Annotated in this window: 14 protein-coding genes; 13 read left to right on the forward strand and 1 reads right to left on the reverse strand. The window is 34.1% G+C overall.

Annotated elements, in window-relative coordinates; translation table 11 throughout:
• The first annotated feature begins 14 nt into the window (after positions 1-14).
• From IGJ55_RS05515 to IGJ55_RS05565, 11 genes are all read left to right on the forward strand, one after another.
• The gene (locus tag IGJ55_RS05515) at positions 15-1271 is read left to right on the forward strand and encodes a hypothetical protein (RefSeq protein ID WP_430607653.1); all 1257 of its coding nucleotides are present in this window, start codon (positions 15-17) and stop codon (positions 1269-1271) included.
• Positions 1268-3262 (forward strand): ATP-binding cassette domain-containing protein, encoded by a 1995-nt coding sequence (locus IGJ55_RS05520; RefSeq protein WP_430607655.1) that lies wholly within the window; start codon positions 1268-1270, stop codon positions 3260-3262. The genes IGJ55_RS05515 and IGJ55_RS05520 overlap by 4 nt, the downstream gene beginning before the upstream one ends.
• Before the next feature lie 2 nt (positions 3263-3264).
• Positions 3265-3951: a hypothetical protein gene (locus tag IGJ55_RS05525; RefSeq protein WP_207120712.1), complete on the forward strand. Its 687-nt coding sequence runs from the start codon at positions 3265-3267 to the stop codon at positions 3949-3951.
• Between the two features lie 230 nt (positions 3952-4181).
• Positions 4182-4496: a TIGR04197 family type VII secretion effector gene (locus IGJ55_RS05530; protein WP_430607657.1), complete on the forward strand. Its 315-nt coding sequence runs from the start codon at positions 4182-4184 to the stop codon at positions 4494-4496.
• On the forward strand, positions 4493-4867 hold the full coding sequence (locus tag IGJ55_RS05535; protein WP_069638786.1) for a DUF3958 family protein: 375 nt from the start codon (positions 4493-4495) through the stop codon (positions 4865-4867). The genes IGJ55_RS05530 and IGJ55_RS05535 overlap by 4 nt, the downstream gene beginning before the upstream one ends.
• Positions 4857-6254 carry a hypothetical protein gene (locus tag IGJ55_RS05540; RefSeq protein ID WP_430607660.1) on the forward strand — a complete coding sequence of 466 codons (1398 nt, stop codon included), beginning with the start codon at positions 4857-4859 and terminating at the stop codon, positions 6252-6254. Before IGJ55_RS05535 ends, IGJ55_RS05540 begins: the two co-directional genes overlap by 11 nt.
• A 13-nt stretch (positions 6255-6267) precedes the next feature.
• On the forward strand, positions 6268-6693 hold the full coding sequence (locus tag IGJ55_RS05545) for a hypothetical protein (RefSeq protein WP_083244272.1): 426 nt from the start codon (positions 6268-6270) through the stop codon (positions 6691-6693).
• A 158-nt stretch (positions 6694-6851) separates the two neighbouring features.
• Positions 6852-7409, forward strand: a complete 558-nt coding sequence (locus IGJ55_RS05550; protein ID WP_430607664.1) for a hypothetical protein — start codon at positions 6852-6854, stop codon at positions 7407-7409.
• A 353-nt stretch (positions 7410-7762) separates the two neighbouring features.
• A complete protein-coding gene (locus tag IGJ55_RS05555) occupies positions 7763-7912 on the forward strand; it encodes a hypothetical protein (protein ID WP_430607666.1) in 150 nt (49 codons plus the stop codon).
• 73 nt (positions 7913-7985) lie between these two features.
• The gene (locus IGJ55_RS05560; protein WP_141707023.1) at positions 7986-8411 is read left to right on the forward strand and encodes a hypothetical protein; all 426 of its coding nucleotides are present in this window, start codon (positions 7986-7988) and stop codon (positions 8409-8411) included.
• Between the two features lie 490 nt (positions 8412-8901).
• Complete coding sequence (locus tag IGJ55_RS05565; RefSeq protein WP_430607669.1) at positions 8902-9465, forward strand: hypothetical protein; 564 nt, start codon at positions 8902-8904, stop codon at positions 9463-9465.
• Between the two features lie 224 nt (positions 9466-9689).
• Here the strand turns inward: IGJ55_RS05565 and IGJ55_RS05570 are convergent, their stop codons facing one another.
• Complete coding sequence (locus tag IGJ55_RS05570) at positions 9690-10718, reverse strand: lactonase family protein (RefSeq protein ID WP_430607672.1); 1029 nt, start codon at positions 10716-10718, stop codon at positions 9690-9692.
• 189 nt (positions 10719-10907) lie between these two features.
• Between IGJ55_RS05570 and clpX the strand changes: the two genes are divergently transcribed.
• Both clpX and yihA read left to right on the forward strand, forming a co-directional pair.
• On the forward strand, positions 10908-12161 hold the full coding sequence (gene clpX, locus IGJ55_RS05575) for an ATP-dependent Clp protease ATP-binding subunit ClpX (RefSeq protein WP_069638781.1): 1254 nt from the start codon (positions 10908-10910) through the stop codon (positions 12159-12161).
• A 283-nt stretch (positions 12162-12444) separates the two neighbouring features.
• Positions 12445-13026, forward strand: coding sequence for a ribosome biogenesis GTP-binding protein YihA/YsxC (gene yihA / locus IGJ55_RS05580; RefSeq protein ID WP_069638780.1), 582 nt, complete (start codon positions 12445-12447; stop codon positions 13024-13026).
• The last annotated feature ends 103 nt before the right edge of the window (positions 13027-13129 follow it).

Here is a 13129-nt window from a genome sequence, read left to right on the forward strand (position 1 = left end):
GAGGGAGCATTTTAATGATGGAGCTAAAAGAAAATCGCATCTTTTTGGAGCTATTGACTGTATTTTTTATACGACAAGGAATCTGGGCAAAAGAAAAGACAATGAAACTTACTAATTTAGTGCAACTGACCTATAGCTATTTTTTTGGCTCTTTCTTGATTTTTTTAGGGATGGTTTTGTTCAAATATGACATGACATTATTTTTAAAAGAATCATCAGCATTTTCGTCGGTTCGGTATTATGATTTACTTGTAATTAGTTTAGTAGTGATTCTTTTGATAGGGATTAGCTATGAGAATTATTTCTTCATCAAAACAAATACGCATCAAACATTAGCTATTTTTTTTAGGATGAATAATAAAAAGATTTTTTTTATTAATGCACTCAAAACGATGATCATTGTTTTACCAGTCATCACTTTTTTGTGTTTTTACTATACTCTTTGGCCTCTACTATATAGTTTCGCTATCTATAGTTTTAGTTATTTTGTACTTGTTGTTTATAGCATCAAACAGCAAAGAAGCCGCTTGAAAAATCGTAAAATGATTTCAGAAAACTGGCTTGTTAATGGAATTGTAGTGAAGATAGTCTACATTTTCAGATTGTTCACGTTATCATTTTTCTTTAAGGCTTTATTTTTACCTATTATCTCAATTCTTCTATTTGCACTTCTATTAAGTTATGGTTTTAATATTGCGCAGATAGCAGGTAGTTTAGAGGCTTTTATTGTCAGTTTTTTCTTGAGCGCAATTATTTTTAATGATAAAGGACTGGTCTATGGCTTTTTGGCGCTAATGACGGATAGTCACTATCTGAAAGGATTTCAATATAGTAGTAAACGCTTTTTAATACGTGGTTCATTAGTACTATATCTTGTTCAAACCATCCCAGCACTTATCCTGTTCGTATGGGTGACAAAACAATGGTTGACCGATAATTGGAGTTGGTTATTTATGGCTGGACTGGGATTATTAACTGGAAGTATTTTGTTGACACTGATTCATGCGGTGAAAGGTTTAAAGTTAAATGGGAAGTTTGATTATTCTAGTCAGTTAGAAGGATACACCATTCCACTTAAAGAAAATTTATTCTACTTTATACAAACATTGCCATTACTTGCTAGTGTGGCTCTTTTCAAAATAGTAAACGAGATTAATGGGGGAGAAATTATATTTTTGCTTCTCTTTCTAATGACTCTGATAATCTATGGAAGCTATCTTATTAAGCAAATTCAATTTATCTATTCAATAACTTTGGGGGAAAATCAATGAGTATTTTATCAGTAAAAAATATTAAAAAATCGTATTCAATCAACGAAAAAGAAGAAGAAAAAGTTTTAGATGGAATCAATTTAGACGTTCACGATGGTGAGTTTTTAGCATTACTTGGACCATCAGGTTGTGGGAAATCAACATTACTTAACATTATTAGTGGGTTAGATACTGATTACGAAGGAGAAGTTCTCTATAAGGGAACGTCTCTAAAATTTTTGAATGACCATGAACTGACAGATTTTCGTAAAAATAATATCGGCTTTGTATTTCAAAACTTCAATTTGATTTCGCATATGAGTGTTTTGGAAAATGTCATGATTCCGATGTATCTTAATGGGAAAAGTCATTCAGAAAATAAGACAAAAGCCTTAGAGCTTTTAGATTCCGTAGACTTAAAGAAATATGCTGATAAAAATGTCAAAAATTTATCCGGTGGTCAAAAGCAACGAGTAGCAATTGCTCGTGCTCTTACAAATAATCCAGAATTAATTATTGCAGATGAACCAACAGGATCACTAGATTCAAAGTCACAAAACCGCATATTAGAAATTTTAGAAGGATTGACCCAGCAAGGAAAAACAGTGATCGTAGTAACACACAATGAAGAAATCACAGAGCGTGTGGATACAGTCGTTAAATTAAGAGATGGGAAAATTGTGGAAGTGGAACAAAAGAGTGACCGAAGTTTTACTGAACCGAAGATACCAAAAAAGATAAGAAAGAACAGATTTAACTTTATTAGCATGTTAAAAATTGCTTTTTCCAATTTTATGCAACGAAAATGGCGAAATGTTATGATTTCTATTGCAACATCAATTGGTTTAACAGGTATTTTATTGTCCTTAGGTTTAGGGAATGGAATTGTGAAAATTATTGAACAAGATATGGAGGGGGGAAAAATTCCGTCCCAAATTCAAATTTCCCTGAATAATCAACAAAGTAGCGGTATTATTAACAAAAATGATCTGACCTATATCAAAAATAAAGTAGGGCAAGAGAAGATTAAATACTTTGAGACGCCATTTGGTATGAGAATGATTGAAGCAGAAGTAGAAGATATTGGCAAAGCAGATTACACGGATACAACACCAAATTATTCTCAAGTTGTTAGCTTATATGATAATACATCAATCAAAGTTCCTTCTAACACAAAAGACTCTATTTTGGCTGGAAAAGAATACCAAGATCCTAAAGAAGAGGGCATTACTTTAACTGAAAGCTTTATTAAAGATTTCAATAAAATGAACAAAAAGAATCTTACCGCTGAAAGTATTATTGGAAAAAAATTAAAAGGGGTCATTGTTGAAAGTACAAGCGAAGGCGAAAAGACTGGAACATTTTCAACAAAAATTATTCGGATCGTTAAAGATGAAACCGAAGAAGAGAACTCTTATATGGCACCAGTCGAGATGAATCAGATTATTACTCGAAATAAATTCGAAAAAAATATTCCTTATTTCATTTTAGAGTTAAAAGAACCTTCAGAAAACAAACAAGTGATGGAGCAAATCAATAGTAATAAAAAGTACGTGGCGATTTCTCAGACAGCTGTAGTCGATATTATTATTAATTTTATTAAGATTATTCAGGGACTTTTGATTTTCATGTCAACACAAGCAGTCATTGTTTCAATCGTAATGATCGGAATTGTAATGTATATCAATGTTATTGAACGAACAAGAGAAATTGGCGTCATGAAAGCAATTGGGTATCGAAATCGTGATATCAACATGATTTTCACCTCGGAATCGGCATTTATTACTTTACTATCGCTATTATTAGCCACACTATTTGCCTCATTCATCGGATTTGGTATCAATGAAATTGTAGCGATGAAGGCCAAAGAGATTTCTAGTGTTTTTATGCTAGATATCGTAGCAGTTGGTGGAACGGTCATATTAGCTATTGTTATGTCCTTGTTTTCAGCAAGTGTTCCAATGATGAAAGTAGGGAAATTAGATCCGGCGACTTCCTTAAGGTATGAATAGATATGAAAAAAAATCAAAGAAATAGTATTTTTTTACTAATCATTGTTTTGGTAGCTTCTTGTTTTTTATACCTCACGATAGTTAATACTTCCAAACATGAGAAAAAAGAAGTAGGTGATACGTTGGAAGAGCAATTTTTTAAAGAAGTGATTTATCTGGAAAAGAGCACGAATAAAAACGAGCATGAGCTTGATCTGAGTTCGATGAATTCGATGATGCTAAATGAAATTATTTTTGATGTGAAGCAAACAGTTGCTCAAGATACTGGATTAAGTCATGCTGATTTGGATATTCTATTCCAAAAATTTCATCAGAAACTTAAAGAAAAAACACATTATGATTCAGAGCTAATAAAAGAGCAAAATAAAATGAAAGAATACAAAATTCAGGTTTATGGAATTGATTTAAGCATTTTTTTGAGACAGTTAAAACAGGAAATACAAAAAACAAAAGAAGTGGAACTAAAAGAAAAAACAAGTTACCTGAATCAATTGTTTTCTAACCAAATTGATACAATTTCAGTAAAAAAAGATCCTGTTACATTAAGCCTAAAGTTCAAAAAAAAGAATTCGAAGTGGCAAATTGATTCAAGTCCTTTTGATGTGCTAAATATATATTTAGGTTTTTACGCAGGTGAGAATAATTTGCTAGCTTTAAAAGGAATGATGAATGATTTAGATTTTAAATAATTATATTAGTATCAATTTGGATTCCTTGAGACTGAGATATGACTCGCAGAGTTATATTTCAGTCTCTTTTTTTATCGTATCTCAGAAAGATATTAATTTTACATCCTAATTTTGCAAAACTTTTGCACCACAAAGAAAAAGTTGATAACTATAAGGCATGTAAATATGGCAAAATGAAAATTAAGGAGTTTGAACAAAGAAGCTTACAATCAGACAAAGGGGTCAGTAAAATGTCAGGAATCAAAAGCAGCCTTAATGTGGCAGGAAGCGTGTCAGAACAGTTCAGTCAAGCGGCTAGTGGCTTTTCATCCGTGAATGAAGCATCAAGTAAAGCAGAACGTACCACGGTCAGTGGAAATAATAATGCCAAAAATAGTTTAGCGAGTATGCATCGTCGCGGGCAGCGTCTGTCAAATGCGATTGCTCGTGATGGAAATAACATTCATTCAGTCGCAAAAGAATTTAGCATAATTGATCAGAAAATCAAAAAAAGTTTCGATTTACCATTATTTTCTCCAAGCTTTGGAGGTGGGAAGCGTTCATGAATGAAGAAAAAGAACTGAAAATCAACCAACAGATAAGACAAATAAATATAGAGCAAGAAGATAAACGACGTGAAATTCGAGAATTGGAAGATTTGGAAGCGAATTATTTTTCGATTCATCAACAAGAACAACACTATTACCAAGAGTTAATCGGCAATAATCAAGGCTCACGTTATACGAATCACTTTATGGAGTTAGATGACGAAGCCAATCGTTTACACCAATATGAACGCCAACGCTTAGAAGATATAGCAGAGCGCTTAGTAAGTGAAGAGGTGCAGTTGAGAGATAAAGAAGAGGCACTGTACACTGAGAGAGTACAGCTATTTTCTGATAGAGAGGAAGCGGAGGAGAACCGTTATGGCTATTGATTTTTATGTAGGTGAAGTCAAAGCGCAAAGCGCCGCTGCCAAACAAATGGCCAACGAATATATTCAGTTTTGCGGTACACTGAAAGATAGCGTGAATGCCTTTATGAATGCGCCACTTTCCAGTAAAACATACGACTCAGCGAAACTTTATTTCTCAGCGGTCTACCCAGCGTTGGCAAGTGGGTTTATACTAGCATGTGAAGCCTTAGTAGAAGCCCATAGTAAATTTCCCGAAGAATTTCAATCATCAGTAGATACCTGTGATGTAATCGAAGAACAAATAAAAGCAGAAATCACTCAAGGAAAAGCTTTACTCCAAAATATGGCACAGACAATGGACAAAGAAAAGGAACCAAACCAACGCATGGAACAGCGCTATATGGGTGTACAAAGCTCGATTCAAAAGAATGAGGAAAAGCTGCAGAATCTGTATGATTTTAATGCCAGTTCACCAAATTTATTTTCAGAATTTGAAGCACAATTGGCTAGTTTAGATGCAGGATTAGCCGAAGTAGAAAAAGGTGCAGCGTGGAATCCAACTTCGGGGACCTTTGATTTGTCTAGGATAAGTTTGGCTTGGACGAAGCCGATTGGTAAGGCTTGGGATCAGCGCCAGAAGAAGATTGATGCAAAAGTAGAAGCTTATCGTTTAGAAAATCAAGATATTACGTATACTTTTGATGAACATGGGAATGTAACGGGTGTTTATGTCGATGGTACGTTTGATTCTAAAATGACATTAATGGTACAAGAAGCTATCGCGACAAATAACTGGAATGGGCTTAAAGCATTAGGAGTTGGTTTAGCAGGACTAATGGGTGAGAGAACGTTAGACCCAAATGCGGTTGGAACGAAACCCTATGCAGGAGGTCAATTTATTGGTGATCTAGCTTCAATAGTTGGTGGTGGAGCGGAATTTTTAGGTGGTTTCTCATGGCTCGTTGGGGGAAATGGCTTTTCATTTGCGGGAGCACCATTTACAGGTGGAGCGACTTTAGCATTGAGCCCAGCAGCAACAGCAAGTGGAACAGCAGCGATGGCTCATGGATCAGGAACGATTGTGAATGCTTTTGGCAGTTTGCTAGATGGGTATCATTTTGAGGATAGATCATATACTAATAAAAATGGAGAGTGGGGGAAAGGAAAGTTTGATAATGCCATGGATAATGTTCAAGAACATTTTGAAAAACATGGTGAAGAAGTAGGAGCTTTTAGCTTGGAACAATATATGCGAAAAGCTCAAGAATTTGCTAGAACTGTAAAGAAAGGAGTAAAACCTTCACCGGTACCAGGTATAACAACTGATGTTCTAAGATATCGAAAGAATGGTAAGTACATCGATTTGGCGCCAGATGGCTCTATAATTTCTTTTGGAAAAAATAATTGATAGGAGAATGTATATGGCGTTACAGCATGAATTTGAAATATTTAAAAACAGTGATGAGGTAATTTTTACTAAAGAATCTAGAAAGAAAATGGTAACAATAGATGATTTTTTAATTTTGTACATTATAGATTCTTTAGGATGGATTCCCTCCTATTCTAAAAACTTTGTTCATAAATCTATGGGACTTGATTATTATGGCAGGACGTATTTAGATGCAGAAGGAATTGCTACTTTGAACGGTATTCTTAATGGCTGGATTCAATTATTTGAACAAGCACCTTCTACAACTGAGTTAACAATGGATTATGATATAAATAAAGGGAGATTTAATAAGGAAAAAGTAGAAAAGGAAAATATCTTGAATCAATTACAGAAACTATCAGTACTTTGCAAAAAAGCTATAGAGAATGAATATATTTTGGTTCATTTTGGTATTTAATCAATAAAGATAATAATTTTTTAGAAGAACGAATTCTCGTTCTTCTATTTTTGGTACTATTAGCTAGTCGATAAATTTTATGGCGTAGCATTGAGCACTAAAATAATCGCTGTTTTCCATAAAGTTGGCCTAGTAAATAATAAGAAGAAAGGGATTAAATGATAACTTTACTAACTTTAAATTTAGCAGACAACAAATATTTACAAATCAATAGCAAAAATGATGGAAAAAAACTCTATTTTCATGATGAAATAATCATAAAATATTTAGATAACAATAGAGAGATTATTTTATTTAAGGACTCTTTACGTGAGGGACTTGAATCCTTAAAAAATATGTTATTACTTGCGTTGAATAATGAATTACCAGTTTCAGAAAAAAATTTTTTAACAGGTGTCGGATATGAATGGACTATCTATTATCATAATTTAGATGTTTTTTCGGAAGAAGACCCAACTGAACTGTATAGTTTGTGGTCAGTGTCACCAGAAATTGGCAGTGCTTCATGGATATATAATAGAAATTCAAAAATTTTCTTTGAAATTAGTCCACAATATTTATGGGATTTTATAGATAGTAATGTAAATGAAAAGCAAATCACATTTGAAGAATTTATGGCTTCTTATACATTTGATGCACAATTTAGTATAGACAGAAAGGTTTGTATGGAAATGGTGCAAACTCTAAAAGAAATGTTGAAGATGATTGAATTATAGAGTCTAAATGTGACGTTATGGAAATTTCGCTGTTCAGGGTAAAACAGTTGACGAATTATTTCTTGATCATGTAAAAACGTTTAAAGTTATATTGAAAGCAGTCCGGAATATCGTAGGGATTATAATGATCTTGAGGAAGCGAAATGTATTGAATCTTTTGATTCTTTCATCGGAAAATACAATCGTTTAGAAAATATTGAGATAAAAAAAGAGAGTGAAAAAGTTTTAAAAATGATGTTCTGATTTTAGGTTATATATATATATTCTTATGTATTTGGTGCAGAAACCAATCGTTGGGACAAGAAGCTCAAGTAGCCGATAAAATTCATTAAAAATTTGCCTTGGCTGGACTAATGGGTGAGAGAATTTTAGACCTAGATGCAGTTGGAACGAAGCTCTATATGGTCGGACACCTTATTGGTGATCTTACTTCAATAGTTGGTGGTAGAGCGGAATTTTTAGGTAGTTTCTCATGGCTTGTTGGTGGAAATGACTTTTTATGAATTTAGCACCAGATGGATCAATAGTTTCATTTGGGCTCAACAAAAAATAAATAGGAAGTTAGAGGTATTCAAAATGTTATTAGTGCATAAATTTAAAATAATAGAGGCGAATAAGCATATAACATATAGAGAAGTGACTAGTGAAGTAGCTGTCTTAATTGATGATTCCTTAATTCAATACATCGCTGACACTATCAAATGGGTAAATAGTCATTGGATTGATTTCTCGAATTTTAGTACTGGAATTAATTATTATGGTATTACCTTTTTTGAAGGGTCAGAAATAAGTGAACTTGAATTGATTTTGGAGAATTGGAAGAACATGTTTGAAGTAGCCCCAGATGAATTCCTGTTAAAAACTGATTATGATCTCGAAGAGATGATTTTTATAAGAGAAAATTTTTCGAAGATGAAAGTTCTTAAACAGTTAGAAGACGTTTTACAACTGTGTGTTAACGCACGAGATACAAGTAAAATACTTGTTCATTTTGGTATATAAAATTTGGTGATAGGGGTGAATGAAGGCTAATAGCAAAAAATGAAAATATAGAATTGAATCAGGGACTTTTTTAAATTATAAAACGGATATGCCTACTCCACCCAAGATTCAAAAAGGAGCCATAACAAAATTGAGTATGAGGCGTCTAATAATGAGTTGAGAGTAATTGATTATAGCGATAGTTTGCTAACTCAAGAAGAGCGGTATCTGATTGGGGAAACGTTTATAAGAAATTGAACAATAAAATTTCATAAATTTAGTGAAGAAAATGATTTTTATATTAATGAAAATGTTGAAGAATACGATGAACAGTTAGGCTATTTTATCTCTAACTAACAGAATAGACATATGAAGGCGATGACTCATAGAGTAGAATGCTTTTAAATGAGTCCAAAATTTCAAATCTAGGTGCGGAATATGAAACATGTTATAATAAAAAATGTTGGTACGATCAATAGTAAATAGTAATTTAAAAATAAAGGAGTCAAAAATGAACCTAACTTTCAATTTAACACTAACAGATTATTTAGCAATTGAGAAATTTGCTTTTTTCAGTGGAGAAAATAAGTCCTATCAAGCAATTAAAAAAAATTTTACACTATTATATTATCTACTTGGGATTTCACTATTTGTTTTATTATCTTATTTAGCATCAACTGTTCTTTTTATCGTAATGATTCCAATGATTCTCTTATTTGTTATTGGCTACAAAAAATTTCTGCCTAATTGGATTTGGGTACGTATTGAACCACAGCTAAAAAAACATATTTTAACGTATCAATTAAAAGAAAATCCAGAAGGAATGAATGCTTGCGAATTTAACTGTTCGGAAGAAGGATTCTCTTTTCTTATCAATGAAGAAAATCAACTTTTCAGACGCAACAGTCTAGTGGCCGTGGAAAACACAGAGGACTATTTTTTCCTTCATGATGATCGAGGTCGCGCGATGTGTATACCACAAATAAATCTAACCAGATCTGAGCAAGATTACCTAGCAAATTGGTTAACTCAAGAGCCTAAAGCAAATGGATTAAGTTCCTATAAAGCAAGATGAGCGGTCACTTTCTCGTCAATTAGTTTGGTTGAAGGCAAGAGTTTGGTCAACAATAATAGAGAAAAGTTGTTATAAAATAAAAAGAACGCTCTAACATCTAGTTGTTAGAGCGTTCTGGATCAAATTTGACTAACTATCGTTTTAGTAGGAGGTAGTCTTTTTTTCGCTTGTATTTTTCTAGAGCACTTCTACTCTCAGCATTTATTCGTAATCAGGGTGTGAGTTTATTTAAAATAAACACAGACACATTCTGGTGCATAAACATCTTTTTGGATCATTTCTAAAAGACCAGTTGCTTCGTCACGACGATATAGGGTTAAGTTATCTGTATTTTGATTCGCTGCAACCACAAATTTTCCAGAAGGATCCAAATCAAAATCTCTAGGGATTTCACCTTCAGTAGAAATTAATTGGATACGTTCTATGTTACTACCGTCTTTAGCAGTCGCATAAACCGCAATTGAATCATGTCCACGATTTGATGCATAAACAAATCGTCCATCAGCTGAAATTCGAATTGCTGCACCACCATTTAATTCGTTAAATCCATCAGGTAAAGTCGATACTTTTTGAACTTGTTCAAATGAACCATCTGCTGCATTGTAAGCTAAAACGGTTACGGTACTGTCTAATTCACCAAACAAATAAGCATATTGATTATTTGGATGGAAGACTAAGTGACGAGGACCTGTTCCAGGTTCTGCTACATATTGAGCAACTTCAGATAATTTGCCTTCTGCACTAACGTCATACGTATAAACACGATCTGTTCCAAGGTCACAGACAACTAAACGACGATCAGGCGTTAAGTCTGTATAGTGTACATGGGCATTATCTTGGTTTTCGTGAGGGCCAGTTGGCTCATCATGTATGATTTTATCCGTATGTTCTAACTGTCCATCAGCTAAAATACGATAAACATGAACGATTCCTTGGTGGTAATTGGCACCGAAAACTAGTTGTTTTTCTTCATCAAGCGCTACATAACATGGAGGAGCGCCAGCTTCAGTGACTTTATTTAACAGATCGAAGTGTCCATCATGGTGTTTATAAGCCGCCATGCCACCTTCACCATCAACAGAAGTGACGTTAAACAAGTCCCCTTCTTGATTTAGAGCTAAGTAGGTTGGGCTAGTTTCTTCTACTAATAACGTTGCGTCTGAAAGTGTTTCTTTTTCTGTATCCAGCGCTATCTGATAAATCCCTTTACTTTCTCTACGTGTATAAGTTCCTAATAACATTTGTTCCAGCATGAAATTCCCTCCATTTTTTACTGAATATTGATTAAAATCAGCAATTGATTTGACTCTTTTAGTATACCATAAGAATTCCTTTATTTAGTAAATCTTTACAAATCCAATGTTCGCATTTTCACTTGATTTATGCTATTATATCTTAAGACTGTAACGACAGTCATTTTTAATTTTAGAGGGGTGACACGCATGTACGATAATACAAATAGCAACAATGGTGCAGTTCGCTGTTCATTTTGTGGTAAAACACAAGAAGAAGTGAAAAAAATCGTTGCCGGACCGGGTGTCTATATTTGTAATGAATGTATCGACTTATGTAAAGAGATTATTGATGAAGAATTTTACGACGAAGCCGTACGTGAATTAACGGATGTCCCAAAACCTCAAGAAATATTGGATGTCTTAAACGAATATGTAATTGGACAAGATCAGGCAAAGCGCTCACTAGCGGTGGCTGTCTATAATCACTATAAACGTGTAAATCAATCAGAAAATTCAAGCTCTGAAGATGTAGAATTACAAAAGAGCAATATTTGTTTAATTGGCCCAACAGGTTCTGGGAAAACCTTTTTAGCCCAAACTTTGGCTAGAACATTGAATGTACCATTTGCCATTGCAGATGCGACTAGTTTAACTGAAGCAGGCTATGTGGGAGAAGATGTAGAGAATATTCTCTTAAAACTATTACAATCTGCTGATTTTAATGTGGAACGCGCTGAAAAAGGAATCATCTATATTGATGAAATCGACAAAATCGCTCGTAAAAGTGAAAATGTATCGATCACAAGAGATGTATCTGGTGAAGGCGTTCAGCAAGCTTTACTTAAAATCTTGGAAGGAACAGTTGCCAGCGTGCCACCGCAAGGCGGACGCAAACATCCTCATCAAGAATTTATCCAAATCGATACAACCAATGTATTATTTATCGTTGGTGGCGCATTCGATGGTATTGAAAACATGGTTAAAAATCGCCTAGGCGAAAAAACAATCGGTTTTGGTACTAAAAATAGCAAATTGAATGAAGACGAAAGTGTGATGCAGCAAATCATTCCGGAAGATCTATTGAAATTCGGTTTGATTCCTGAATTTATCGGACGCTTACCGGTAACAGCAGCACTAGAAAAGCTAACGACGGATGATTTAGTGCGAATTTTGACTGAACCAAAAAATGCGTTAGTGAAACAATATCAAAAATTATTGTCTTTAGATGATACTGAATTAGAGTTTGAAGATGAGGCACTTCGAGCTATTGCGAATAAAGCGATCGAACGCAATACAGGTGCTCGTGGACTTCGTTCAATCATTGAAGAAATCATGATGGACGTGATGTTCGATGTTCCATCAGACGACACGATCGAAAAAGTGATCATCACAGAAATGGCTGTTGAAGGCACAGGTAAACCAGCGATTGTGTACAATAAAAAAGATAAAAAAGCTGGGTAATTTCAAAAGATTAAAAAGTAGAGATTCGTCTCTACTTTTTTACTGATTTTTATGGAATAACCTTATCTAGCTTCACGAGCTCATTCAGCTTTTAAAATTATCTAGCTGTACAAGCCAGCTCTACGCTTTGCTTCGATTTCAACAATTCCTAAGAGCTAAAGCTCTAAAGATTGAAGGTCTTCGGAAAAAAGATAAAATAGAAATAAGGTAAAAAGCACCTTTGTCCTATTTTTCAGTCAGAGCTAAACAGCTTGTTCCGCTTTTAAACGAAGGAGGTTACATTATGAATGTTCATAATGCAGAGATCATCATTAGTGCAGTTTCGCCTAAACAATATCCAGAAACAGAGCTACCTGAAATTGCGTTAGCAGGCCGATCAAATGTTGGTAAATCATCATTTATCAATACATTGATCAATCGCAAAAATCTGGCTAGAACATCTGGTAAACCTGGAAAGACTCAAACCTTGAACTTTTATCTAATCGAAGATGCCTTGCATTTCGTCGATGTTCCAGGCTATGGTTATGCCAAAGTTTCTAAGACGGAGCGGGCAAAATGGGGCGAAATGATCGAAACTTATATGACGACAAGAGAACAATTAAAAGCGGTTGTTTCCTTAGTTGATTTGCGGCATGCACCAACACAAGAAGATATCCAGATGTATGAGTTTTTAAAATATTACGACATTCCTGTGATTGTTGTAGCAACAAAAAAAGATAAAATTCCTCGTGGCAAATGGAACAAACACGAAAGTATCATTAAAAAAGCGTTGAACTTCGATAAATCTGATGATTTTATCCTATTCTCTTCCCAAACCAAAGAAGGAAAAGAAGAAGCGTGGCAAGCAATTGAAAAATATCTTTAATAAAAATAGCGTAGACAAAACTCTTTGCAGTTTAGTACTATCACTGTGAAGCCGAATAAACGGTGTGAAAAAGTCAGACTCTACGGCAATGGACTAAAAACCA

The organism is Enterococcus sp. AZ170 (genome assembly GCF_050545135.1).
Lineage (GTDB): Bacteria > Bacillota > Bacilli > Lactobacillales > Enterococcaceae > Enterococcus_L > Enterococcus_L ureilyticus.